Below are 23,018 nucleotides of genomic sequence, written 5' to 3'. Positions count from 1 at the left end.
TCAAGCAACCTTTTCGTTGTTCCCGCCCTCGGCGATGATGTGTTCGAGCACGGAAGGGTGCAGCGGCTGGTCGAATTCGACCCCGGCCTGACGCCGTTCGATCCATTTCACCTGCGCGGCGATCGGACCGACCTCGCCCACGCGGACGGTGATCTGGTCCCCTTGCGAAACGCGGCCGACCAAATCGGCGAACTGGCAGCCGTATTCGGACAAGTCCTTGATCGCGATATCGAAGCGCACGCCCGTGCCCTTGCGATAGCGGCCCCGGACCGAGATCGAGTAGCGCTGTTCCCTGCGTAATTCCATCTGCCCACTCCGGCGGAGGATCGGTCGTCAGACCTCGGCGCGACCCGGATTGTCTTCTGCGTATTGCCAGAGCGGGTTACGCTACCTTCCTTGAGAAACAGCTAAGCGCCGAATAGTCTACTCCGCAGCTTCGCGGTCCTGGTCTCGAGCGTCCGCGATTTGCGCGGCGTTCTCCGCATTGTAGCGCGGATTGGCTTCGACCAGCGGGATTTCCTCGATCTCGCGCTTGCCGATCTCGATGCCCTTGTCATGGAGGCGCCGCCCTGCGGAGAGCACGTTGCGTTCGAAACTGCCGACGAACTTGTTGTAGTTGTTGACCGCGCTTTCGAGCCCGCCGCCCACGCGCTTCATATGCTCGGCGGCGACCGCGAGACGGTCGTAGAGTTCCGCCCCGGCTTTGCCGATTTCCACCGCTTCGCGCGCGATCGTGTCCTGCCGCCAGACCTGCGCCACGGTGCGCGCAATGGCGACGAGGTTGGTGGGCGTGGCCAGCAGCACCTTGTTGCGAAAGGCGAAGTCCCACAATTCGGGATCGTGTTCGAGCGCGGCGGAGACGAAATGCTCGCCCGGCACGAACATCACGACGTAATCCGGCGCGTCGTCGAACTGGCTCTGGTAGCCCTTGCTGCCGAGCGTCTGGACATGGTTGCGCATCGATTTCGCGTGAAGGTCGAGATGGGCCTTGCGGTCCTCGTCGCCTTCCGCCTCGAAGGCCGCCTGGTAGGCGTTGAGCGAGACCTTGGCGTCGATCACCAGCCTCTTCTGGCCCGGCACGTTGACGATGGCATCGGGACGCAGGCGCCCCTCGTCGGTCTCGATCGACTGTTCGAGGTTGAAGTCGGTGTGTTCGGACAGGCCGCACTGTTCGAGGACGTTCTGCAGCGCCCGCTCGCCCCAGCGTCCGCGCGCCTTGGGGGCGTTGGTCAGGCTGTTGCCCAGCCGCTGCGCCTCGCGCCGGACCTCTTCCTGCCCGCGCTGCATCTCGGTGATCTGCTGGTGGAGGCGACCGAAGGCGTCGGTGCGCTTTTCCTCCAGCTCGGCAACCTGCTTTTCGTATTTGGCCAGCCGTTCCCCCACGGGCGACAGCAGCGCTTTCAGCTTTTCCTCATTGGCTTTTTCCGAATAGCCGAACCGCTCGCTCGCGCTGGCGAGGAACTTCTCCTGCGCCGCACCGAGCACCTTCGCGCCGGTATTCTCGAACTCCTTGAGCAGATTTGCGCGGCTCTCTTCGAGCAGGCGTTTCTGCTCTTCGAACCCGGCGGCCTTTTCCTTGAGCAAGCCATGCGCCTCGCGCTCGGCCTCGAGCTTGCGCTCCAGTTCGTCCGCCCGACCGGCGCGTTCCGACATGGTCGCGAGGTCGCGCGTCAGATCCTTGAGCTTGTCCTCGCTCGCGCGCGCCTCGGCTTCGCGCTCTCCATGACGGGCACGCCATTCGGCAACGGGCCGCGACCCGAGAAACCATCCGAGACCAAGACCCGCGACCAGCGCGACGATTGCAATAACAGCCAATTCCATTCCGCCACGCTAGGGCAGAACACATACGGAACACCAGCCCTTTCCTACAGCTATCCACTCAAGATAGCTTCGCATCGGTTCTTTCTTATCGTCAGTCGCCCGGAATTGCCGTTTCGCCCCATGGGAAACGCACACACGGCATGCACTTCATCAACTTGCACATGAAAAAGGCGACCCGCACCTCGCGAATCGCCTTTTCGAATGCGGTTTGTGTAAGAAGGTTAAGCCGCCTCGCGCAATTTCTTCAGCTTCTTCAGCGCCATGTTGCGCTTGAGGCGCGAAAGGTGGTCGATGAAGAGGATGCCTTCGAGGTGGTCCATCTCGTGCTGGAGGCACGTCGCCATCAGGCCTTCGAGCTCTTCCTCGTGGGTTTCGCCTTCCAGATCCTGGTAGCGCACGCGGCAGGTGGCCGGGCGGTCGACATCGGCGAAGATGTCGGGGACCGAGAGGCAGCCTTCCTGATAGGTCGCCAGGTCTTCCGCCGGGTCGAGGATTTCGGGGTTCACGAAGACCCGCGGCTCCTTCTTGGTCGGATAGTGGACATGTTCGTGGCCGCCGTGATTGCAGACCTCGCCTTCCGCGTCCTCGTCCTCCGGCTGGAGGTCGATCACCAGCACGCGCTTGGGCACGCCGACCTGGATCGCGGCGAGGCCGATGCCGGGCGCGTCATACATCGTCTCGAACATGTCGGAGACGAGTTCACGCAATTCGTCGTCGAACTCCGTTACGGGTTCGGACACGACCTTGAGCCGGGGATCCGGCACTTCGAGAATTTCACGGATAGCCATGAAGGGGCAGATAGGCGCTGAATCCGACCAATTCAATCGAATTGGAGCGTTCAGAGTAATCGCCTAGCCGAGCGGCCTGCGCGCTCTCAGCGCCTGAGCCAGCGTGCCTTCATCGAGATAGTCGAGTTCGCCTCCCACCGGCAGGCCATGGGCGAGCTGGGTGATGCGGACGGGGAAGTCCTCCAGCCGCTCGGCGAGGTAATGCGCGGTGGTCTGGCCTTCCAAGGTGGCGTTCATGGCGAGGACGACCTCGTCGACGCCGCCTTCCTCGACCCGCGACAGCAGGCTCGCGATGTTGAGATCCTCTGGTCGGATGCCGTCGAGCGCCGACAGCTTGCCGCCCAGCACGTGGTATTTGCCGGTGAAGAGCTTCGCACGGTCCAGCGCCCAGAGATCGGCGACATCTTCTACCACGCAGAGCCCTTTGCCGTCGCGGCGGGGGTCGGCGCAGATGCCGCAGGGGTTGGTGGTGTCGACATTGCCGCAAGTTTCGCATTCGACCAGCGCCTCGCCCACTGTGGCAAGCGCTTCGAGCAGCGCGGGCAGCGCGCTTTCGCGGCGTTTCACCAGCCACAGCACGGCACGCCGCGCGCTGCGCGGTCCGAGGCCGGGAAGGCGGGCCAGCGCGGAGGCCAGCGTCTCGATCTCTTGCGATGCCATGGAGGCACAGATAGGGACCTTGGCGGAACAGAGAAAGACCAGACAGAGGCTTCATGCGCATAATCTTCATGGGATCGCCGGAATTTGCCGTGCCGACGCTGCAGGCGCTGGTCGATGCAGCGCACGAGGTGGTGTGCGTCTACACCCAACCGCCCCGCCCCGGCGGCCGCCGCGGCAAGGAGCTGACCAAGACGCCGGTCCACCAGCTGGCCGAGCACCTGAGTATCGAAGTGCGCCACCCGACCTCGCTCAAATCGGCCGAGGAGCAGGAGAAATTTGCCTCGCTCCAGGCGGATGTTGGCGTGATCGCGGCTTATGGCCTTATCCTACCGCAAGCGGTCCTCGATGCGCCGAAGCATGGCTGCCTCAACGTCCATGCCTCTCTGCTGCCGCACTGGCGCGGGGCGGCGCCAATCCACCGCTCGATCATGGCCGGCGACGAGGTGACCGGCGTAACGATCATGCAGATGGAAGCGGGCCTCGACACTGGCCCCATGCTCGCCACCGTGCGCACGCCGGTGGAGGACAAGACCACTGGCGAACTGACCGAGGAACTGGCCGAATTGGGCGCGCAATTGATGGTCGGCACGCTGATCGACCCCGACGCGCTGCACGCAGTCGAGCAGGACGATAGCGAGGCGACCTACGCGAAGAAAATCGACAAGGCCGAGGCGCGGATCGACTTCTCCCGTCCTGCCGAGGAAGTGGTGCATCATATCCACGGTCTTTCACCCTTCCCTGGCGCGTGGTCGGAAGTGAACGGAGCGCGCGTCAAAATCCTGCGCGCCGAGGTAAGCGAAGGCGCGGGAGAAGCAGGTTCCGTCATCGACGACGACCTCACCATCGCTTGCGGTGACGGCGCCATTCGTCCCCTTCGCCTCCAGCGCGCGGGAAAACCAGCGATGGACCGGACGGAATTCCAGCGCGGCAACGCTATCGAGAAGGGCGCCACGCTCTCGTGACCCGCTTCGCGCTCACCATCGAGTTCGACGGGACGCCCTTTTTCGGCCTGCAACGGCAGGACAATGGGCCAAGCGTGCAGCAGTCGCTGGAAGAGGCGGCATTCCGCGTCACCGGCGAGAACGTGCGCCTTCACAGCGCAGGTCGCACCGATACTGGCGTCCACGCGCTCGCCATGCGTAGCCACATGGATATCGAGAAGGACATCGAACCCTTCCGCCTGATGGAGGCGCTCAATGCGCAGGTTCGCCCCGATCCGATTGCGGTGACTCATTGCGGAGTCGTGCCCGACGACTGGCACGCGCGTTTTTCCTGCACCGGTCGCTCCTACGTCTACCGCATCGCCAACCGCCGCGCGCCGCTCACGCTGGAGCGCAACCGCCTGTGGCAGGTGCCGCAGGATCTAGACCACGAGGCCATGGACCGCGCTGCCAAGGCGCTGGTCGGACTGCATGATTTCACCACCTTCCGCTCGGTCCAGTGCCAGTCGCAAAGCCCGGTGAAGACGCTCGACCGGCTCGATGTCGAGCGGGACGGTGAGGAAGTCCGCATTCACGCCGCTGCGCGCAGCTTCCTGCATCATCAGGTCCGCTCGGTGGTCGGCTGCCTCGCGCTTGTCGGCATGGGCCGCTGGCGCGAGGAGCAGTTGGCCGAAGCGCTGGAAGCGAAGGACCGGCAGGCGCTCGGCCTCAATGCTCCTCCCCACGGGCTTTATTTCGTCGCAGCGACCTACCCTGACGAAGCCTGACGTAACGGCACCCTAGCCAAGCCTTTGAACGAGGCGTAGCGAGGCCCACAAACAGGTTTCGAACCTCAACGAAAGGGAACAGGATGACCACCGGCAAACAGCTTTTCACCACGCTCGAAAGCGACGGCACGCTCACGCTTGCAATCGAGGACGTCACCTTTCCCGAGCCGACCGGCAACCAGGTCCTCGTCAAGATGGAAGCGGCGCCGATCAACCCTTCGGACCTCGCGATCCTCACCGGCGCTGCCGATTTCGACAATGCCGAATATTCGGACGGCAAAGTCGTCGCCAAGATGCCCGAGCCCTTCAACACGGGCAGCAAGGCGCGCCACGGACAGAAACTGCCCGCCGGCAACGAAGGGGCCGGCACGGTCGTCGCCACTGGTGACAGCGACATGGCCAAGGCGCTCATGGGCCAGCGCGTCGCTTGCGTGCCGGGGCATGCTTTCAGCCAGTACGCCATTGCGGATGCCGCCATGTGCCTGCCGCTGGGCGACCACAGCAGCGAGACCGGCGCGTCGAGCTTCGTCAATCCGATGACGGCGCTGGGCTTTGTCGAGAACGCCAAGGCCGACGGACAGAAGGCGATCCTCCACACGGTGGGCGCGTCGAACCTCGGCCAGATGCTGAACCGCATTTGCCTCGAAGACGGCATCGACCTCGTCAACATCGTACGCAAGGACGACCAGGCCGAGCTGCTCAAGTCGCAGGGCGCGAAGCATGTCGTAAATTCGTCGGACGACGATTTCATGGACCAGCTACGCAGCGCGATCGACGAGACCGACGCATTCTACGGCTTCGATCCCATCGGCGGCGGCCAGATGGTCGACAGTTGCTTCAAGGCAATGGAACAGGTCGCGGTGTCGCAGATGACCGAATATTCGCGCTACGGTTCCAACCAACAGAAGCGCATGTTCATCTACGGCCGTCTCGACTTCGGCCCCACCATCCTGACCCCGGCCTACGGCTTCGGCTGGACGCTGTCGGGCTGGCTGCTGACTCCGTTCCTGCAGAACGCAGGCATGGAAACGGTGATGCGGATGCGCAAGCGCGTGCTCGACAACCTCACCACCACCTTTGAAAGCAATTACAAGACCAAGGTCGATCTGGAAGGTATGCTGACGAAGGACGCGATACTCGACTATCGCCAAATGAAGACGGGCGAGAAATACCTCGTCACGCCCCAGGGTTGATCGCGCTGGCCTAGCGGCGGTCGAACTTGCGCTGGATGGCGGCGGGGTCGGTGATCCCGCCCGCCACCAGCATCTGCAACAGGATGCGCGCCTTCTGCGGATTGAGCGCGCGCGCGGCCACGAAGCGGTTGGCATCGTCCTCGGGCTCGCGGTCCACCAGCCCTTCGTCGGCGCGGCTCGCCCGGACCACGGGAATGCCGTTATGCGCGAACAGCGCCAGTTCCTGCCGCACGCGTTCGGGCATATTGCCCTCGCCCACTCCGGCCAGCACGATGCCGCGCGTGTCCTCGCCCACCAACCTCAGCACTTCTTCCGCGCATAGCGCCGCGTGGACATAGACGATCACCACTTCCGGCAGGTCGTCGTACCAGTCGGACATCGCCGCCTTGCCCTGCCGCCACGGCGCGCCGAACCATTCGAGCGTCGCAGGTGTGACTAGGCCGATGGATTCGCGCGGGAAACCGCGAAAAGCCTCGGTCCCTCGGGTGCGGACCTTGCGCACATCGCGCGCGGCGAAGACGCGGTCGCCCATCACGACCAGCACCCCGCGCCCCGCCGCTTGCGAATCGCTGGCGACGCGGACGGCGTTGGCGAAATTCCTGAGACCGTCATAGCCCACCGCATCGGCGGGCCGCATCGCGCCGACCACCACCACCGGCTTGTCGGCGGGCAGCGTCAGGTCGAGCAGGAAAGCCGTTTCCTCCAGCGTGTCGGTGCCGTGGGTAACGATGACGCCCGAGCATTCGGGGTCGGCCAAGGCCTCCAAGATCGCGGGATGCAGGGCGTTCCACACCGCAGGACCCATGTCGGCGGAATCGATGTTGGCGATCTGGCGGCCCGAAAGCTCCGCCTCCAGCCCCAGCCCGCCGACTTTTTCGAGATAGTCCTCGATCCCGATCTCGCCCGCACGGTAATCCTTGGCGATGGCCGACCCGGCTATGCCCGCAATGGTGCCGCCGGTGGCAAGAACGGTGAGTTTCGTCATGAAGACGCGTTAGCGGCAATTGATTTATGTGTCAGCCGCGCTATGTGGCGCTTCACCCGATACCGGTCGGGGCGCTTAGCTCAGTTGGTAGAGCATCTCGTTTACACCGAGAGGGTCGGCGGTTCGAGCCCGTCAGCGCCCACCAGTTTCGATAAAACAAATCCATCCGGGGGAAGGATTTGCATCGAAACTCCAGAGCGCAAGCGACCGGCGCCTCCCCTTACATCGCCATCCAGTTTTGCCACAGCATGTAACCGGCGACGAGGAAGATTACGCCTGCAAAGATGTTCGTGAGCGCACCTGTGCTCGACAGCCTGCGCGCAAAGCGCGTGCCCAGCAGGCTGCCAATCACACCGCCTGCCACGAACACGCCTGCCAGCGCCCAGTCGACATAGCCCGACAGGGCGTAATTCCCCGCCGTCGTAATTCCGAAAGCGGTCACCGCGACGAGGCTGGTCCCGACCGCGTTGATCATCGGCATACGCGTCGCGCCGAGCAGGCCGGGCACGATCAGGAACCCGCCGCCGATGCCGAAGAACCCCGAAACCGCGCCCGTGCCAAGCCCGCTCGCGAGCAGCTTGGGCGCGTTGTCGCGGCCCAGCTGGACGTCTTCATCGGCCAAACGCCCCTTGCCGCGCAACATCAGCACGCCGACCACCAGCATCAACAGGGCAAACAGGAACAGAAGCTTCTGCCCGTCGAAATTCTTGCCGAGCGTCGATCCGGCCAGCGCGCCCAGCATTCCGGCGGCCGCAAAGGTCATGCCGCAGGGCCATTTCACCGTCCCCGCACGTGCATGGTTCACTAGACCGGCAAGAGCGTTCGCCGCCACTGCCAGCGCGCTGGTCCCGATCGCCGTGTGTGGATTGGCAACGCCCACTACATAGACCATCAGCGGCACAGCAAGGATCGAGCCGCCCCCGCCGATCAGGCCGAGCACGAAGCCCGTGGCACCACCCGAAAGCGCGCCCGAGAGCCAGTAGATCCAGTCAGCCATCATTGCTCCTATATTAGAATTCTCTTATATAGAGCAAGGCAGGCTACGGCAAGAGGCCCCGCTTACTTGGATAGCACCGCGTCGATCGCGGCGCGCGCTTCCTCGCTCGACCAGTCGTAGTCCCCGCGTACGCGCCAGACTTCCTGCCCCTGCGCGTCGTACATCACGGTGGTGGGGAGCGAGCCGCCGCCTAGCGAGAAGCCGAGTTCGGCCTGCGGGTCCCTCCAGGATTCCAGATGGTCGAAACTGTTCTGGGCAAAGAACTCCGCCACCTTGTCGGGCCCGCCCATGTCCTGGCTGACGGTAATGACCCGCAATCCATCGCCATAGTCGCCCGCCAGCTCATCGAGCAGCGGCATCTCTTTGATGCAGGGCGCGCACCATGTCGCCCACAGGTTGAGCAACACTGGCGTGCCCTGAACCGCGCCGAGATTGAGTTCGCGTTCCTCAAGGTCACGCAAGTTGGCGGCGGGCATCAGCGCGCCCGCATTGCCGCGGTCGATCTCGCCGCTTGCTGCGCTCGAAGCACCGCTTTCTTGCGCCGCGTCGGGTGCGCTCCTATCGCAGGCGGCCAGCGACAGGGCGAAAATGGATACGAGCGTGAGCGAAAAGCGGGACAATCAGGGCTCCAACAGCATGTGGGGCAGCAGGTTCGCCGAAGGGCCTAGCGCGATCATGCGGGAAATCAACGCCTCGATACCCTTCGACAAGGCGCTTTGGCGCGAGGATATCGCAGGAAGCCGCGCGCATGTCGCCATGCTGGCGAAGCAGGGCATCGTGAGCGAGGCCGATGCAAGGACGATCGACGAGGGCCTGCAGCAGGTCGCCGCCGAATACGAACGCGATGGCGTGCCCGAAGACTGGGACCTTGAAGACATCCACATGACCGTGGAATCGCGCCTCACCGAGATCGTCGGCCCTGCGGCCGGACGCCTCCACACCGCCCGCAGCCGCAACGACCAGGTGGCGACCGATTTTCGCATGTGGGTGCGCAGCGCGATGCAGGGCGCGATTGCCGGTCTCGATGCCATGCTGGGTGCGCTGGTCGAGCGGGCGGGCGAACACGCGGACAGCATCATGCCCGGCTTCACGCATTTGCAGACCGCGCAGCCGGTGACACTGGGCCATCACCTGCTCGCCTATTTCGAGATGCTCATGCGGGACCGTTCGCGCTTTGCCGATGCGCTGGTGCGGATGGACGAATGCCCCTTAGGGTCGGCTGCTCTGGCGGGAACCGGCTTCGACCTCGACCGAAAGATAACGGCAAAAGCGCTCGGTTTTGCGGCGCCCACCCGCAACAGCCTCGACGCCGTGTCGGACCGCGATTTTGCGCTCGATTACCTGATGGCGGCCAGCCAGTGCTCGCTCCACCTGTCGCGACTGGCAGAGGAATTCATCATTTGGGCGAGCCAGCCCTTCGGATTCGTGAAGCTGCCCGATACGCTCTCGACCGGCAGTTCGATCATGCCGCAAAAGCGCAATCCCGACGCGGCCGAACTGGTGCGCGGCCATGCCGGGCGCGTGATCGGCTGTGCGACCAGCCTCATGGTGACCATGAAGGGCCTGCCGCTCGCCTATTCCAAGGACATGCAGGACGACAAACCGCCCGTCTTCGAGGCGGCGGGCCTCCTCGACCTGAGCCTTGCCGCCATGGCCGGCATGGTCGCGGACAGCGCATTCCAGACCGCGCGCATGCGGGAGGCGGCAGAGGCGGGCCACGCCACTGCGACCGATTTCGCCGACTGGCTGGTGCGGCAGGCCGATATCCCGTTCCGCGAGGCCCACCACATAACCGGCGCCGCCGTGAAGCTGGCCGACGAGAAGGGGGTCGCGCTCGACGGACTGTCGATCGAAGACCTCCAAGGCATCGACACACGGATCGACGAGCGCGTGTTCGACGCGCTTTCGGTCGACGCCTCGGTCGCCGCGCGCGCTTCCTATGGCGGGACTGCGCCGGTCCGTGTTAGGGAGCAGGTCGAAGAAGCCCGCAAGCGGCTGGAGAATTTCGCATCGTGACACGCAGTTTTGCCGCCCTTGCCGCCGCTTTTGTCGTCTTGGCCGCCCTTTCAGCCTGCGGGCAGAAAGCCGAATTGACGCCGGTTGCCGGCCAAAGCCTGCCGCCCAAACCCTTCGGCGCGGAAGTGCAGCCGGATGCGCGCGACCTCCTTGAGCTCGACACACAGGCCGCGCCCGATCGCTCGGTTGAACTGCGCACGCGTTCCGAAGAGCGCGAGGACGATCCCTTCGATCTGCCGCCCGAAGAGGGCGATGATCCCGCCTGATCGCGTCAAGGCGAGATAAGCGCACGCGAACCTAAGCTGTCTCGACTCTGCCGTGGCTCGGCGGCATGGCACGCACCCATGGACCATTTCCAGCACCGCGACGGCATACTCTTCGCAGAAGACGTGCCCCTCCCCCTGATTGCCGAGGAAGTCGGCACGCCCGTCTATGTCTATTCGCGCGCGACGCTTGTGCGCCACGCGCGCGTGTTTCGCGACGCTCTTTCGGAGCTGAAACAGCCGCACATCGCCTTCGCGGTAAAGGCCAATCCCAACCTTGCCGTGCTGCGCCTGCTGGCGAACGAAGGCTATGGCGCCGATGTGGTTTCGGGCGGCGAGCTGACGCGTGCGCTCAAGGCCGGGATGAAGCCCGAGGACATCGTTTTCTCCGGCGTCGGCAAAACTCATGCGGAATTGCAGCAGGGGCTGGAAGAAGGCATCGGCCAGTTTAACATCGAGAGCGAGGAAGAGGGTTACGAACTGGCCGCCATCGCCCGCCGCTTCGGCAAGCGCGCGGCCTGCGCCCTGCGCGTCAATCCCGATGTCGATGCGCGCACGCATGAGAAGATTTCTACCGGCAAGCGCGAGAACAAGTTCGGCGTTCCGCTCGACCGCGCGGCTGCGATCTATACCGCGCTGGCGAAGGAAGAGGGTCTCGATATGCGCGGGATCGCCGTTCACATCGGCAGCCAGCTGGCCGATCTCGAGCCGCTTGAGGCAGCCTTCGGCAAGGTCGGCGCGCTGATCAAGGAATTGCGCGCGGGCGGCTGTTCGGTCACCCACGCCGATCTCGGTGGCGGCTTGGGTGTACCTTACAAGGCCGGCGAAGAACTGCCCGCACCGGCTGAATACGGGGCCATGGTGACTCGCCTGACCAGAGACTGGAACGTGCAGCTGATGTTCGAGCCCGGCCGCGTGATTGCAGGGAATGCCGGCGTCCTGCTCACCCGTGTGATCCGGGTGAAGCGCGGGATCGAGCGGCCTTTCCTCGTGGTCGATGCCGCGATGAACGATCTGGCGCGCCCCGCCATGTACGGGGCTTGGCACGATTTCGAGGCGGTCGAGCCGACAGGCGAGAAAACCATTGCGCACATCGTCGGCCCAATTTGCGAGACCGGCGACACCTTTGCCATGGACCGCAAGATCGATGTTCTGGCACCTGGCGACCTTGCCGTCTTCCGTACCGCGGGTGCCTATGGCGCGACTATGGCATCAAGCTACAATTCCCGTGGGTTCGTGGCCGAAGTACTCGTTGACGGCGATAGGTACGCGGTCGTCGCTGACCGCATCGCCGCCGGCGCAATCATGGACGCCGAACGCGTCCCCGACTGGTTGATCGGCTGATACCCGAGAGCTTTCTCGTGCTCAGGCTTCGACCTCGACGCGATCAATAATATTCACCGCCGCAAAGTATCGGGCCATGCGATCTGCGGTTTCGTCAGAAAGTGCAATATGCGCTCGGCGCCGGTCATGCGGATCGGGAATGCGGATAAGCAACTCGGCGTCGACCATCTGCGAAATCCAGCGCAGCGCAGTGGTCGCTGGGACACCGGCTGCGATACATAATGAAGTGACGCTTACCTGACGCCGCTCCGCCCGAGCGGCAGCGAGATCGAGCAGTATATCCCAAGCAGGATCGGCAAAAAGTTCGGCATCGAAGAACTGCGCTCGAACCCTTCTAGAACGGATCAGGTTTCGTATCGCGGAACCTGATGGAAGACGAGGTACAGCCGCTTCTTGCACAGCATACTGTCCTCCTTCGTGCGCGAAGGCTTGTGCGGGTGACTCGAAACGGAAAGCTCCGCCTCCTTGTCGCTGGCCGGGAGCGATGCTGGGGGAAAGCCCCTCCAGCCGTTCGGCGACTTGCGAAACCTGTTCGGTTAGCCGCAGGAGTAGAAGTCGATCCTCCTCGCTCAACTCGCGCACACGCAGATTCGGCACCTGCGCCAGCACACGGCCGATGGCGATGACGCGTTCTGCCCGGCCCGGATCGACGAGCATCTGCGCGCCCGACATGGCGAAGCATCCGAACACCGCGTCGAGCGCCTCCATCGTGGTGGAGACGACTAGTTGCGCCCCCGATTTGCCGCACCGCATGTCCAACCGGGACAACAGCGCCAGACTGGCGGCATCCGCCTGACCGCAGTCGACCAGCACCAGATCGCCTAGCGACCCGCTACTCCCGCTGGCAAACTCGTCGAACCCGCAACATTCGAGTACCCGAAATCCAGCCGCCTCCGCATCACAGCGCATCTGATCGCGCAGGCCGTCGCGGTCGCCGAGGACGGTGACGCTCATCTGACATCCGGCCCCGTCATGGACGGGTTCGTAGGAAAAATCGGCCTGCATCGCTGCACTCTCCTCTCCGAATCGCAGAGAACTAAATGAGAACAAATGGAGATCGTGTCAAGATAACCGCTCCATCCGCCTAGATCGCAAACCAAGGTCTCCATCGCAGGAGAGCCGCTCCGTCTGGTTCGGGACACCCCGTCGTCCCCGCATCCACCAATCGCCTCGCTTTGCGCGCGAAAAGCGATTAGAGGCGCTTCCATGCATTTTCTCGACCAGGCCAAGATCTATCTCAAGTCCGGCGCGGGCGGCCCCGGCGCCGTCAGCTTCCGGCGCGAAAAATATATCGAATACGGCGGCCCCGACGGTGGCAACGGCGGCAGGGGCGGCGATATCGTCTTCCGCGCCGTGCAGGGCCTCAACACTCTCATCGACTTTCGTTACGCGCAGCATTTCAAGGCCAAGCGCGGCATGCACGGTCAGGGCAAGGACAAGACCGGCGCCGGCGCGCCCGACCTAGTGATCGACGTGCCGGTCGGCACGCAAGTCCTCTCGGAAGACAAGGAAGAGGTGCTGGCCGATTTCACCGAGGTCGGGCAGGAGATCGTCTTCCTCGAAGGCGGCATGGGCGGACGCGGCAACGCCAGCTACAAAAGCTCCACCAACCGCGCTCCGCGCCAGCACCAGCCGGGCATTCCGGGCGAGGAGATGTGGGTCTGGCTGCGGCTCAAGCTGCTGGCCGACGTGGGTCTTCTCGGCTTGCCCAACGCGGGCAAGAGCACTTTCATAAACCAGGTGACCAACGCCAAGGCGAAGGTCGGCGACTACGCATTCACCACTCTCGTCCCCAAGCTGGGCGTCGTGCGCCACAAGGGCCGCGAGTTCGTTCTCGCCGACATCCCTGGCCTGATCGAAGGCGCGGCGGACGGCGCGGGGATCGGCGACCGCTTTCTCGGCCATATCGAGCGTTGCCGCGTTTTGATCCACCTGATCGACATCGCCGGGCAGGACCCGGCCGACGCCTACCAGACGGTCAACGCCGAGCTCGAAGCTTATGGCGCGGGCCTTTCCGACAAGCCGCAGTTGGTCGCGCTGAACAAGCTCGACCTTGCCGACAAGGAGCTGGGCGAAGCTTTCGGCGAGGAGTTGCTGGCCGCCGGTGCCGACAAGGTTTTCGCCATTTCTGGCGCGACCGGCGCGGGTATCGAGGAACTGATCGACGCCGTCCTCTCCTATCTGCCCGACCGCACCTCGACCGAAACACAGGCCGAAGAGGTCGAGGACGAGGACGAAGAGCCCGATTGGTCCCCTATCTGACGCCCCATGACGGTGACGACGCTTTCCGGACTGGCAAAGGCCAAGCGGCTGGTGATCAAGGTCGGATCGGCCCTGCTCATCAGCGAAGGCAAGGCGCGCGGCGAGTGGCTGGCCTCGCTGGCGCAGGAAATTGCGCGGATCGGGGCATCGGGCACGCAGGTTATCGTGGTCTCTTCCGGCGCGATCGCGCTTGGCGCAGCGAAGCTGGGGCTGCCGAAGGGCGGACGCGGGAGCCTTGCCGACGCGCAGGCCGCGGCGTCCGTGGGACAGGTCGAACTGGCGCGGCTTTGGTCCGAGATGCTGGGCCAACATGACCTTATTGCCGCGCAGATGCTCGTCACTTTGGACGATCTCGAAGACCGGCGGCGCTACCTTAACGCCTCAGCCACGCTCGAACGGCTGATCGAGGCAGGCGCGATTCCCGTGGTCAACGAGAACGACAGCGTCGCAACGGAAGAAATCCGGTTCGGCGACAACGACCGGCTCGCCGCGCGGGTGGCGCAGGCGGCGCAGGCCGAGGCGGTGTTATTGCTGTCCGATGTCGACGGGCTTTTTGACCGCGATCCGAGAGAGGACGGCGCCGAACTCGTCGAGACGGTGGAAGGCGTGACGCCCGAAGTGATCGCGATGGCGACAGGCGAAAGCACCTCCGGGCTCGGCTCGGGCGGGATGCTCGCCAAGCTGCAGGCCGCCCGCATTGCCGAGCGAGCAGGCATCGCTCTCGCCATCATCAACGGAACGCATTCCTCCCCCATCGATCGCGCGCTGGATGCAGGCCGCGGAACGCTTTTCCTGCCGCAGGGCGATGAAAGCGCGCGCAAGGCGTGGCTCTCCGGCCGCCTGGCACCCGCGGGCGTGCTGACCGTCGACGAAGGCTGCACCACGGCACTTGCCAATGGCGCGAGCGTCCTTGCTGCCGGACTGACCGAGGTCGAGGGCGATTTCCGCCGCGGCGACCTCGTCGCGATCCACGGTGCTAAGGGCGAGCGGCTCGGACAGGGCCTCGTCGAATACACCGCAGACGAATGCCGCGCGATCCTCGGCCTGCGCGAAGACCAGCAATCGGACAAGCTAGGCTATGCCCCGCGCGCCGCCGTCGTGCACCGAGATCACATGGTGCGCGCGTGATTGTCGCTCTCACAGGCGCGACCGGCTTCGTCGGGCAGGCGGTGCTCGATGCGGCCGAGCGGCAGGGCATCGAGGTGCGCGCCCTCACCCGCCGAAGCCAGGCGCCGCGCAGGGGCGTCACGTGGGTGGAGGGAAGCCTTGCGGATGGGCGCTCCCTCAAAACTCTTTGCGATGGCGCCGCAAGCGTGATCCACGTCGCGGGGCTCACGAACACTCCCGATCCAGCCGAATTCAAGAAAGCCAATGTCGAGGGCACACGCAAGTTGCTCGCCGCCGCAACGCAATGTTCGGCAGGTAAGCGCTTTGTCTTTATATCCTCGCTTTCAGCCCGCGAGCCTTCGCTTTCGCGTTACGGTTCGTCGAAAGCGCATGCCGAAGCCTATGTCGAAACCAGCGGGCTCGACTTCACCATCGTCCGCCCGCCTGCCGTCTACGGCCCGCGCGACAAGGACATGTTTGAATTGTTCCGCTCGGCGAAATACGGCGTCGTGCCCGTCCCGCCGCAAGGGCACACCTCAATCATTCATGTCGACGACCTCGCCGAATGCCTGCTCGCGCTGTCGCCGCCCGGGGTAGCCTCGGGCGCGACGCTCGAGCCCGACGACGGCAAGCCAGGTGGTTACGAGCATGGCGAGCTGGCGCGACTCATCGGCAAGGCGGTGGGCCGCAAGGTTTTCGCCCCGCACCTGCCCGCGCCCATTCTCAAACTGGCCGCCCGCGGCGACCGGCTGCTGCGCGGCGACGAGGCCAAGCTTACCGCCGATCGCGTCGGCTACATGGTCCATGCCGACTGGGTTTGCCGCCCGGACAGGGCTGTACCTGACGCCGTGTGGAACCCGCGCATTCCCGGCGCCGAGGGCCTTGCCCAGACAGCCCGCTGGTACGAGCGCGAAGGCTGGCTTTAAGCGCGATTGCAGGGGCTGACCGGGCGCGATAAAAGCGCAATATGACTGCCACCACACCGCCTCCCGTGACCGGCGATTACGCACCCTGGTTTCACGCCAAAGCCCTCGACGGGTCTGATCGCTACGCCTTCCATTCGGTCGGCGGGCGTCATGTGCTAATGCTGTTCTACGGCACGGCGAGCCAGCCGGCGGCGAAAGAGGCGCTCGAACTGATGAAGGCCAACCGCGCGCTGTTCGACGACGAGAACGCGATCTTCTTCGGCGTCACGGTCGACCCGTCCGATGTCGCGCAGAAGCGCATCGCGCAGGACCTGCCCGGCGTCCGTCATTTCCTCGACTACGACCGCGCCGTCAGCCGGACCTATGGCGCCGCGCAGGACGACAATCGCTACGAGCCCTTCTGGCTTTTGCTGGACCGCGAACTGCGTATTGTCGGACGCTATCCGCTGATCGAGGGCGAGGCCGCGCTTGCCGAACTGAAACGCCGCCTCCCGCAGGTGGAGGACAGCTGGGCGCCGGTGCTGACCGTGCCGGGCGTGTTCGACGAAGCGCTCTGCAAGCATCTTATTTCGCTCTATGAAAACGACGGCGGCACGCCCTCGGGCTTCATGCGCGACGTGAACGGCAAGACCACGCATATTCTCGACGACGGCTTCAAGCAGCGCCGCGATACCACGATCACCGACCCCAAGCTGATCCAGCTGCTCTCACAGCGTATCGCGCGGCGGGTCGCTCCCGCCATCGAGCGCGCCTTCGCTTTCAAGGCGACGCGCATCGAGCGGCATATCGTTGCCTGTTACGAGGCGGGGAAAGGCCATTTCAGGCCGCATCGGGACAACACGACCTTCGGCACCGCCCACCGGCGCTTCGCCGTCACCGTCAATCTCAACGCCGAGGAATATGAGGGCGGCAACCTGCGCTTCCCCGAATTCGGGCAGCGGACCTATCGCGCGCCCACCGGCGGCGCAGTCGTCTTTTCCTGTTCGCTGCTCCACGAAGCCACACCGGTAACGCGCGGAGAACGGTACGCCTTCCTTCCCTTCCTCTACGACGAGGAAGCGCGGGCGATCCGCGATGCCAATCTCGACAAGCTGGCGCAGGATGGCGAACGCAAGGAACAGGCCTCGGTCTGAACGGCCCGCAGACCAAAGGGGCTTAGTCCTCGGTCGGCTTGTCCTCGCGCGCCATGGAGGCGAACCACCGATCGAGCTGGTCGGATGAGCGGATATGTATGTCGCGCTGCGGGAAGGGGATTTCGATCCCGTTGTCCTTGAACAGCCACCACAGCTTCTTGAGCACTGCGCTGCGCACGTTACCGACGCCGTCTTCCGGGTCCCTGATCCAGCAGTGGATGACGAAGTTGACGGAATTGTCGCCGTATTCGCTCATCCACACGGTCGGCGGCGGCGCCTTCAGGACGCGGTCGCAACTCTTGGCCGCTTCCAGCATCAGCTTCTCGGCGAGGTCCATGTCGGCTTCGTAGCTAACGCCGACAAAGACCTGCATGCGCACATTCTTGCTTGAGTAGGACCAGTTTTCGACCTGGTTGATCATCAGGTTTTCGTTCGGGATGAGATATTCGCGCTGGTCGCGCGTCGTCACCGAGACCGCGCGCACGCCGATCTTGCGGATCTGGCCGAAACTCTCGTTTCCTGCCGCGTCGGTGACCGCGATCACGTCGCCCGGCTTGATCGACTTGTCCATCAGCAGGATGATGCCGGCGATGAGGTTACCGAAGGTCTTCTGGAGGCCGAAACCGATCGCGAGGCCGAAGGCACCCGAGAACACCGCCAGCGCGGTCAGGTCTATGCCGAGGAGATCAATGCCGACGAAGAAGGCCGCCGCCCAAACCGCGATGGTGAGGATTTTCTCGGCCAGCAATTGTTGCGTATCGTCGAGCTTGGTGAAGCGCCGGATCATCCGGCGCGCCAGCTTGCTCACGAACCAGGCCACGAACAGCACGCCGAAGACGATCACGGCCACGATCAGCACGTCGAACAGCGAAATACGCATGTCGCCCATGCTCAGGGCGACCGCGTCGAGACCGTCGACCACAGACCCGACGGTCTCGTTCTGGCCGCTGACGGCTTCCTTGATGCCTTCCGCCGCAGCGACGCTGGTTTCTTCCGGCGCGTCTTCGGCCAGCGTCCAAGCTTGTTGGACCGGTGTCGGTTCGGCGTCAGGCGCCGTTTCGGGGGTGGTTTCGCCTTGCACGTCTATCCCTGGTCCATCGCCGCGAAGGCCTGTTCGAGATCGACGATCAAATCGCCTGCATCCTCAAGTCCGATGGATAGGCGAATACCGCAGCGGTCCTCAACCCCCCAGCCCTCTTTCGGCCACGGCATTCTCGCGCGCACCGGCTGGACGTCGAACGGCAGGGCAAGGCTTTCGAAGCCGCCCCAGCTGTAGCCGATGCCGAACAGCTCCAGCGCATCGACCAGCCGGCAGCGCGCCGCATCATCGCGGCCTTCAAGGACGAAGCTGAACAGCCCGCAGCCGCCGGTGAAATCGCGGGCCCACAGATCGTGGCCGGGCGAGCCGGGCAGCATGGGGCACAAGACATGCGCGACCTCGTCCCGCTGTTCAAGCCAGCGGGCGATTTCGAGCGCGCTGGCCGTCTCGCGCTTTAGCCGCACAGACATCGTGCGCAGCCCCCTGAGTGCGAGCGACGCGTCGTCGGGCGAGACGACGTGGCCGAGTTGCTGTGCAGTCTGGCGCAGCCGCCGATACCAGCGTTCGCCCGCGCTTGCCGCCCCCATCATCAGGTCCGAATGGCCGCCGACATGCTTGGTCAGCGCGGTGATCGCGATGTCGCAGCCGTGCTGCAGTCCGGTAAAGCCCAGCGCGGTCGCCCAGGTATTGTCGACGAGGCTCACCGCCCCCTTGGCCTGCGCAATACGGGCCAGTGCCGGAATGTCGCACACCTCCATCGTCAGGCTGCCGGGGTTTTCCAGCATCACAGCCCTGGTGCGATCGCAGAAAACGCTTGCAAAGGCGTCGAGGTCGAGCGGGTCGAAGAAACGGTGTTCAACTCCGAAGCGCTTGAGGATGCCCATCGCGGTGTTGCGCGTGGGGTCATAGGCGTTGTCGGCCACCAGCAGCACATCGCCCGATTTCAGCACCGCCATCAGCGCCGCGACGATCGCCGCCACGCCGCTGGGATAAAGCACCGTGCCGGCCGCGCCGGGCTCGAGTTCGGTCAGAGCCTCGGCCAGCGCCCATTGCGTCGGCGCGCCGCGGCGGCCGTAGAAGAAGCGGCCATCCTCGTTGCTCTTGACGCCCTCGCGCAGGGCGGCGCAATCGGGGTAGAGATGCGTGCTCGCCCGCCATACGGGCGGATTGACCACATGGTCCGCGAAATCGCCCGAACGCCCTCCCGTCACCAGCCGGGTCGCGGGTGCGTGGCTGTCCTTGCCCCCTTTGGCCATCGTCAGCGTGTCTCCCCGCTTTCCTTGGGCGCCTCGGGATCGGCGCCCCATTCGAGCCAGCTGCCATCGTAGAGCGCCGCGTCGTGCACGCCGATGAGACCCAGCGCGAAGAGCAGGACCGAAGCAGTCATCCCGCTGTTGCAGCTGGTGACGACCGGACGCTCGGGATCGATACCCGCCTGTTCGAACTCGCTGCGGATCGCTTCGGGCGAGATATAGGTGCCGTCCTCGTGGAACAGGCGGGTGAAGTGGAGGTTGCGCGCGCCCGGAATGTGCCCCTCGGAGCCACTACCCGGTCTGCCCTGAAAGCGCGCCGCATCGCGGGCGTCGGCCACCTGCCAGTCGCGCGCGTCGATATTGGCGAGCATCTCGGCCTTGCTGCGCACGGTCCGCGTGGCTTCCGCTTCGGCGCGATGGCGCGGAGCGTGGGTCACGATACGGTCGGAAAGCCGCCTGCCTTCCATGCGCCATTTGCCGAGGCCGCCGTCGAGGATCGCGACCTTGCTCTCGCCGTAGCGCGTGAGGAGGAACCACGCCCGCGCGGAAGAGCGGATCGCGCTGTCGTCGTACAGAACGATGCGGCTGCCCGGCGCAACGCCGAGTTCACCCATGCGAGCCACGAACTGCTCTGCGGTGGGCACGGCCTTGGGCACCTCGCTGTCGCTGTCGACGAAGCTTCCGAGATCGAGGAACCGTGCGCCGGGGATATGACCCTTCGCGAATTCCGCGCGCGCATCGCGGTTCTCGTCCGGCAGGTGCAGGCTCGCGTCGAGGATGACGAGATCGTCCGTATCGAGCCTCGCGGCGAGCCATTCTGTCGAAACGAGCTTGTCCATCAACCGCTTGCTAGCGGCGCGATGGCGGCCTGTCGATTCAGTCGATGGCGCGCGCCGCAATCGGTTCGTAGCTGCGCGGCCCTTCGTCGATGCGGAAGGGGGACACGCGCCCGCCGCCCGGAATGCCCTGGCCGATCACATAGGTCTGCACCAGCGGCCCTTCGCTCGCCCCGTCGAGACGGACGCGCAGCAGCGGCACGAACAGCGCGGCGTTGCCCTGACGGATCACGCGCGCCTGCGACAGCGGAATGGAAATCTGGCCCTCGTAACGCACGCTCTGGCCGGGGGCGATGCGCTCGAAGGTGTGGCGCGTTTCGAGCGGATAGGCGGCGCTGGCGACCTGCTCCTCGACCGGCACGCCGCCATGCGCGGAAACGATGTCCGCGCCGAGCGCGACCTGCGACAGCGCCTTGGCCGAGCGGTTGATCAGCGAGATGCGGTAATGGAGCGTCGCGTTCATCACCGAGCGTGTCAGCTTGAGCGCATCGGCCCGGATCTGCATTTCGCCGGGCTGGGCAAGACCGCCGGCCGTGGCGACAATCGGTCGCTCGATTTCCGGCGGAGCGGCGGAGCGGCGGCGCCGGGTTGCCAAATACCCCAGGCCGAGCAGCGCCAGCAGGCCGCCGCCAATCGCGGTCCAGAGCCAGTCGTGGCTGCCTGTCGCATTCGCCTCACCATCGCTCTCCACTGCGTCGCTTGGGCTGGCCAAAGGCGTGGCGGGTGCACTCGTGGGCGTGTCCGAAGGAAGCGGGGCGGGGACAATCGGCGGCGTCTCGCCCGGATCGAGCGGAAGGCGCTCCTGGCCCGTCGGCAAGGCGCTGGGCTGGACGCGCGGAATGACGCGCGGCTGCGGAGCGACATTTCGCGAGACGGGAGCCGCAGCGCTCGTCGTGGGCGTATCGGTAGCCGTGGGGCTCGGCGAAGGACTGGACTGCGGCTGCGGCGTCGCGGTCGGGCGCGGCGTGGGCGTGGGCGTCGGCGTCGGCGTCGGCGTGGCGATCACGCGCGGCGTAACCGGCAGCGCGCCGCTTTCGGTATCCACCGGGCCCTGAACGCGCGGCGTGGGCGTCGGCGTGGGATTGGGCGGCAGCTCGAATTCCTGCACGCTCTGCGCGGAAAGCGCGGCGGGCGCAGCGAGGACGAGTGCGACGAGGGGGAGATGGAAACGGGTTTTCATGGGCAAAGGGGGCCTGATCGGATCGGCGCGCTGAATAGGCACTGAAGCGCCGACTTCCAAGCCCCGGCTTGCACACGCGCGGCATTCGCGGCAGATGCGCGGCATGAGCGACACAGCCAAACCCAAGTTCCTGGGCGAGAACAGCCCCCTGCCCTCCTCGCCGGACGAAGCCGAACTCGATTACGTGCCCAATCCACGCAAGGGCCAGCTTTATATGGTGCGCTTCGCCGCGCCCGAGTTCACCTCGCTTTGTCCGGTGACCGGCCAGCCCGATTTCGCGCATCTCGTGCTCGACTACGCGCCCGGCGAGACCATCGTCGAATCGAAAAGTCTCAAGCTTTTTCTCGGCTCCTTTCGCAACCATTGCGGGTTCCACGAGGACGTGACGGTCGGCATCGGCCAGCGCCTGTTCGAGGAAATGGCGCCCAAATGGCTGCGCATCGGCGGCTACTGGTACCCGCGCGGCGGCATCCCGATCGACGTCTTCTGGCAGAGCGGGCCGGTTCCCGAAGGGCTCTGGGTTCCCGACCAGGGCGTTTCGTCCTACCGTGGACGCGGTTGAGAAGAGGAAACACGATGATCGCAAAGCTGCCCAAATACGCCCTGTGGCTGGCCCTCGCTCTGCTGCTCTGGTTCGCGGTCGCGGTCTTCGGGCCCAAGTTCGGGCTTGTCGACTGGAAGTTCGCGCTGGGGACGATGCTACGCAGCGCCGGGCCGATACTGATCGGCATTACCGCGCTGGTGGCGCTCGTCGCGCTAGTGCTCATCTTGTGGAAGGGGCCGCGTGGCCAGTGGTGGAAAGCCGCGCTGGCGCTGGCGATCCCCGCGGCGCTGATGGCTGGCTTGCTATCCATCGCCAACACCGCCTCCAGCGTGCCGCCGATCCACGATGTGGCGACCGACACGGCCAACCCGCCCAGCTTCTCGGCCGCCACCATGGCCACGCGCGAGGAAATCGGGGCCAATCCGCTCAACGACTACGGAACGCCGCTGGGCGAGCTCGACGCATGGAAGGACGGCATGTCCGACAGCCCGCTGGCGAGCCAGAGCCATGCCCAGATCATCGCGGAATCCTATCCGGAGCTTCAGCCGATCCCTTTTACCATGGACCGCTCTGACGCCATGGCGCAGGTCTCGGCCGCGATGAGCGACATCGGCCTGTCCGACATCCGCAGCGACGTGCAGGCCGGAACGGTCGAGGGCACGGCAGAAACCTTCGCTTTCGGTTTCAAGGACGATGTCGTCGCACGCGTGGGAGATGGAAGAATCGACCTGCGCTCGGTCAGCCGTGTCGGCCTTTCCGACCTCGGCTACAACGCGGCCCGCCTGCGCGAACTGAGCGAGGCGATCGAGGCACGGCTGGGGGAATAAGCCGCCTGGTGGAGCCGAGCGGGATCGAACCGCTGACCTCGTCATTGCGAACGACGCGCTCTCCCAACTGAGCTACGGCCCCGTTCCAGGCTGGCGACGGGAATTTAATGTCGGTCAGGCTTGTCGAAAAGTCAAA

24 protein-coding genes and 2 tRNA genes are annotated in these 23,018 nt (G+C 65.0%); 13 read left to right on the top strand and 13 right to left on the bottom strand.

Going from position 1 to position 23,018, the window contains the following annotated elements:
* From ED21_RS08450 to recR, 4 genes are all read right to left on the bottom strand, one after another.
* The gene (locus ED21_RS08450) at positions 1-306 is read right to left on the bottom strand and encodes a PilZ domain-containing protein (RefSeq protein ID WP_006833453.1); all 306 of its coding nucleotides are present in this window, start codon (positions 304-306) and stop codon (positions 1-3) included.
* Positions 307-423: 117 nt separating this feature from the next.
* Entirely contained in the window at positions 424-1,821 is a 1,398-nt protein-coding gene (rmuC, locus tag ED21_RS08445) for a DNA recombination protein RmuC (protein WP_006833452.1), read from the bottom strand.
* A 221-nt stretch (positions 1,822-2,042) separates the two neighbouring features.
* The gene (locus tag ED21_RS08440; protein WP_006833451.1) at positions 2,043-2,609 is read right to left on the bottom strand and encodes a peptide deformylase; all 567 of its coding nucleotides are present in this window, start codon (positions 2,607-2,609) and stop codon (positions 2,043-2,045) included.
* Between the two features lie 63 nt (positions 2,610-2,672).
* Positions 2,673-3,269 (bottom strand): recombination mediator RecR, encoded by a 597-nt coding sequence (gene recR, locus ED21_RS08435; protein WP_006833450.1) that lies wholly within the window; start codon positions 3,267-3,269, stop codon positions 2,673-2,675.
* Positions 3,270-3,322: 53 nt separating this feature from the next.
* Between recR and fmt the strand changes: the two genes are divergently transcribed.
* From fmt to ED21_RS08420, 3 genes are all read left to right on the top strand, one after another.
* Entirely contained in the window at positions 3,323-4,231 is a 909-nt protein-coding gene (gene fmt, locus ED21_RS08430) for a methionyl-tRNA formyltransferase (RefSeq protein WP_006833449.1), read from the top strand.
* Complete coding sequence (gene truA, locus ED21_RS08425; RefSeq protein ID WP_006833448.1) at positions 4,228-4,977, top strand: tRNA pseudouridine(38-40) synthase TruA; 750 nt, start codon at positions 4,228-4,230, stop codon at positions 4,975-4,977. Before fmt ends, truA begins: the two co-directional genes overlap by 4 nt.
* An 83-nt stretch (positions 4,978-5,060) precedes the next feature.
* Positions 5,061-6,170, top strand: coding sequence for a zinc-binding dehydrogenase (locus ED21_RS08420; RefSeq protein ID WP_006833447.1), 1,110 nt, complete (start codon positions 5,061-5,063; stop codon positions 6,168-6,170).
* Positions 6,171-6,180: 10 nt separating this feature from the next.
* Here the strand turns inward: ED21_RS08420 and ED21_RS08415 are convergent, their stop codons facing one another.
* On the bottom strand, positions 6,181-7,155 hold the full coding sequence (locus ED21_RS08415) for an asparaginase (RefSeq protein WP_006833446.1): 975 nt from the start codon (positions 7,153-7,155) through the stop codon (positions 6,181-6,183).
* A 69-nt stretch (positions 7,156-7,224) separates the two neighbouring features.
* On the opposite strand from ED21_RS08415, the gene ED21_RS08410 reads away from it, so the two are divergent.
* Positions 7,225-7,300 (top strand) — tRNA-Val (locus tag ED21_RS08410).
* A gap of 75 nt (positions 7,301-7,375) precedes the next feature.
* On the opposite strand, the gene ED21_RS08405 is transcribed toward ED21_RS08410, so the two are convergent.
* Both ED21_RS08405 and ED21_RS08400 read right to left on the bottom strand, forming a co-directional pair.
* Positions 7,376-8,155 (bottom strand): sulfite exporter TauE/SafE family protein, encoded by a 780-nt coding sequence (locus tag ED21_RS08405; protein WP_006833445.1) that lies wholly within the window; start codon positions 8,153-8,155, stop codon positions 7,376-7,378.
* A gap of 59 nt (positions 8,156-8,214) precedes the next feature.
* Positions 8,215-8,772: a TlpA disulfide reductase family protein gene (locus ED21_RS08400; protein WP_006833444.1), complete on the bottom strand. Its 558-nt coding sequence runs from the start codon at positions 8,770-8,772 to the stop codon at positions 8,215-8,217.
* 16 nt (positions 8,773-8,788) lie between these two features.
* On the opposite strand from ED21_RS08400, the gene argH reads away from it, so the two are divergent.
* The 3 genes from argH (at position 8,789) to lysA (ending at position 11,775) form a co-directional block, all read left to right on the top strand.
* A complete protein-coding gene (gene argH / locus ED21_RS08395) occupies positions 8,789-10,168 on the top strand; it encodes an argininosuccinate lyase (RefSeq protein ID WP_034921994.1) in 1,380 nt (459 codons plus the stop codon).
* Positions 10,165-10,434, top strand: coding sequence for a hypothetical protein (locus tag ED21_RS08390; protein WP_006833442.1), 270 nt, complete (start codon positions 10,165-10,167; stop codon positions 10,432-10,434). Before argH ends, ED21_RS08390 begins: the two co-directional genes overlap by 4 nt.
* Before the next feature lie 78 nt (positions 10,435-10,512).
* Complete coding sequence (gene lysA, locus ED21_RS08385; RefSeq protein ID WP_006833441.1) at positions 10,513-11,775, top strand: diaminopimelate decarboxylase; 1,263 nt, start codon at positions 10,513-10,515, stop codon at positions 11,773-11,775.
* A 21-nt stretch (positions 11,776-11,796) separates the two neighbouring features.
* Here lysA and ED21_RS08380 read toward each other — a convergent pair whose 3' ends face one another.
* Complete coding sequence (locus ED21_RS08380; protein WP_006833440.1) at positions 11,797-12,780, bottom strand: MarR family transcriptional regulator; 984 nt, start codon at positions 12,778-12,780, stop codon at positions 11,797-11,799.
* A gap of 201 nt (positions 12,781-12,981) precedes the next feature.
* Here ED21_RS08380 and obgE point away from each other — a divergent pair, with 201 nt between their 5' ends.
* From obgE to ED21_RS08360, 4 genes are read left to right on the top strand one after another with little or no spacing between them, the layout of a single operon-like run.
* Positions 12,982-14,037: a GTPase ObgE gene (gene obgE / locus ED21_RS08375; RefSeq protein WP_006833439.1), complete on the top strand. Its 1,056-nt coding sequence runs from the start codon at positions 12,982-12,984 to the stop codon at positions 14,035-14,037.
* A gap of 6 nt (positions 14,038-14,043) precedes the next feature.
* Positions 14,044-15,165 (top strand): glutamate 5-kinase, encoded by a 1,122-nt coding sequence (gene proB / locus ED21_RS08370; protein ID WP_006833438.1) that lies wholly within the window; start codon positions 14,044-14,046, stop codon positions 15,163-15,165.
* Positions 15,162-16,070: an NAD(P)-dependent oxidoreductase gene (locus ED21_RS08365; protein WP_006833437.1), complete on the top strand. Its 909-nt coding sequence runs from the start codon at positions 15,162-15,164 to the stop codon at positions 16,068-16,070. Before proB ends, ED21_RS08365 begins: the two co-directional genes overlap by 4 nt.
* A 41-nt stretch (positions 16,071-16,111) precedes the next feature.
* Positions 16,112-17,203: a 2OG-Fe(II) oxygenase gene (locus tag ED21_RS08360; RefSeq protein WP_006833436.1), complete on the top strand. Its 1,092-nt coding sequence runs from the start codon at positions 16,112-16,114 to the stop codon at positions 17,201-17,203.
* Between the two features lie 22 nt (positions 17,204-17,225).
* Here ED21_RS08360 and ED21_RS08355 read toward each other — a convergent pair whose 3' ends face one another.
* Genes ED21_RS08355 through ED21_RS15395 form a run of 4 tightly spaced genes read right to left on the bottom strand, consistent with a single transcriptional unit; the run spans position 17,226 to position 21,511 of the window.
* Positions 17,226-18,284, bottom strand: coding sequence for a mechanosensitive ion channel family protein (locus ED21_RS08355; RefSeq protein ID WP_006833435.1), 1,059 nt, complete (start codon positions 18,282-18,284; stop codon positions 17,226-17,228).
* 2 nt (positions 18,285-18,286) lie between these two features.
* Positions 18,287-19,498, bottom strand: a complete 1,212-nt coding sequence (metC, locus tag ED21_RS08350) for a cystathionine beta-lyase (protein ID WP_006833434.1) — start codon at positions 19,496-19,498, stop codon at positions 18,287-18,289.
* 2 nt (positions 19,499-19,500) lie between these two features.
* Positions 19,501-20,334, bottom strand: coding sequence for a sulfurtransferase (locus ED21_RS08345; protein ID WP_006833433.1), 834 nt, complete (start codon positions 20,332-20,334; stop codon positions 19,501-19,503).
* Between the two features lie 37 nt (positions 20,335-20,371).
* Positions 20,372-21,511: an LPXTG cell wall anchor domain-containing protein gene (locus ED21_RS15395; protein WP_006833432.1), complete on the bottom strand. Its 1,140-nt coding sequence runs from the start codon at positions 21,509-21,511 to the stop codon at positions 20,372-20,374.
* Between the two features lie 103 nt (positions 21,512-21,614).
* On the opposite strand from ED21_RS15395, the gene queF reads away from it, so the two are divergent.
* A complete protein-coding gene (queF, locus tag ED21_RS08335; protein WP_034922096.1) occupies positions 21,615-22,073 on the top strand; it encodes a preQ(1) synthase in 459 nt (152 codons plus the stop codon).
* A 14-nt stretch (positions 22,074-22,087) separates the two neighbouring features.
* On the top strand, positions 22,088-22,882 hold the full coding sequence (locus tag ED21_RS08330) for a DUF1499 domain-containing protein (protein ID WP_006833430.1): 795 nt from the start codon (positions 22,088-22,090) through the stop codon (positions 22,880-22,882).
* A 6-nt stretch (positions 22,883-22,888) separates the two neighbouring features.
* On the opposite strand, the gene ED21_RS08325 is transcribed toward ED21_RS08330, so the two are convergent.
* Positions 22,889-22,964, bottom strand: a tRNA-Ala gene (locus ED21_RS08325).
* Positions 22,965-23,018 lie beyond the last annotated feature (54 nt).

The organism is Erythrobacter sp. SD-21, assembly GCF_000181515.1.
Taxonomy (GTDB): Bacteria; Pseudomonadota; Alphaproteobacteria; order Sphingomonadales; family Sphingomonadaceae; genus Qipengyuania.
The sequence above is the reverse complement of the archived record's forward strand: the minus strand, read 5'-3'. Positions and strand labels throughout refer to the sequence as shown.

What these genes read in the sequence shown, in the direction of transcription:
- obgE (WP_006833439.1), top strand. Translation starts at nt 12,982, where the DNA reads ATGCATTTTCTCGACCAGGCCAAGATCTATCTCAAGTCCGGCGCGGGC.
- ED21_RS08330 (WP_006833430.1), top strand. Translation starts at nt 22,088, where the DNA reads ATGATCGCAAAGCTGCCCAAATACGCCCTGTGGCTGGCCCTCGCTCTG.
- argH (WP_034921994.1), top strand. Translation starts at nt 8,789, where the DNA reads ATGTGGGGCAGCAGGTTCGCCGAAGGGCCTAGCGCGATCATGCGGGAA.
- lysA (WP_006833441.1), top strand. Translation starts at nt 10,513, where the DNA reads ATGGACCATTTCCAGCACCGCGACGGCATACTCTTCGCAGAAGACGTG.
- ED21_RS08440 (WP_006833451.1), bottom strand. Translation starts at nt 2,609, where the DNA reads ATGGCTATCCGTGAAATTCTCGAAGTGCCGGATCCCCGGCTCAAGGTC.
- ED21_RS08415 (WP_006833446.1), bottom strand. Translation starts at nt 7,155, where the DNA reads ATGACGAAACTCACCGTTCTTGCCACCGGCGGCACCATTGCGGGCATA.
- ED21_RS08380 (WP_006833440.1), bottom strand. Translation starts at nt 12,780, where the DNA reads ATGCAGGCCGATTTTTCCTACGAACCCGTCCATGACGGGGCCGGATGT.
- rmuC (WP_006833452.1), bottom strand. Translation starts at nt 1,821, where the DNA reads ATGGAATTGGCTGTTATTGCAATCGTCGCGCTGGTCGCGGGTCTTGGT.
- ED21_RS08405 (WP_006833445.1), bottom strand. Translation starts at nt 8,155, where the DNA reads ATGATGGCTGACTGGATCTACTGGCTCTCGGGCGCGCTTTCGGGTGGT.
- metC (WP_006833434.1), bottom strand. Translation starts at nt 19,498, where the DNA reads ATGGCCAAAGGGGGCAAGGACAGCCACGCACCCGCGACCCGGCTGGTG.
- ED21_RS08450 (WP_006833453.1), bottom strand. Translation starts at nt 306, where the DNA reads ATGGAATTACGCAGGGAACAGCGCTACTCGATCTCGGTCCGGGGCCGC.
- ED21_RS08360 (WP_006833436.1), top strand. Translation starts at nt 16,112, where the DNA reads ATGACTGCCACCACACCGCCTCCCGTGACCGGCGATTACGCACCCTGG.
- ED21_RS15395 (WP_006833432.1), bottom strand. Translation starts at nt 21,511, where the DNA reads ATGAAAACCCGTTTCCATCTCCCCCTCGTCGCACTCGTCCTCGCTGCG.
- queF (WP_034922096.1), top strand. Translation starts at nt 21,615, where the DNA reads ATGAGCGACACAGCCAAACCCAAGTTCCTGGGCGAGAACAGCCCCCTG.
- ED21_RS08345 (WP_006833433.1), bottom strand. Translation starts at nt 20,334, where the DNA reads ATGGACAAGCTCGTTTCGACAGAATGGCTCGCCGCGAGGCTCGATACG.
- proB (WP_006833438.1), top strand. Translation starts at nt 14,044, where the DNA reads ATGACGGTGACGACGCTTTCCGGACTGGCAAAGGCCAAGCGGCTGGTG.
- recR (WP_006833450.1), bottom strand. Translation starts at nt 3,269, where the DNA reads ATGGCATCGCAAGAGATCGAGACGCTGGCCTCCGCGCTGGCCCGCCTT.
- fmt (WP_006833449.1), top strand. Translation starts at nt 3,323, where the DNA reads ATGCGCATAATCTTCATGGGATCGCCGGAATTTGCCGTGCCGACGCTG.
- ED21_RS08420 (WP_006833447.1), top strand. Translation starts at nt 5,061, where the DNA reads ATGACCACCGGCAAACAGCTTTTCACCACGCTCGAAAGCGACGGCACG.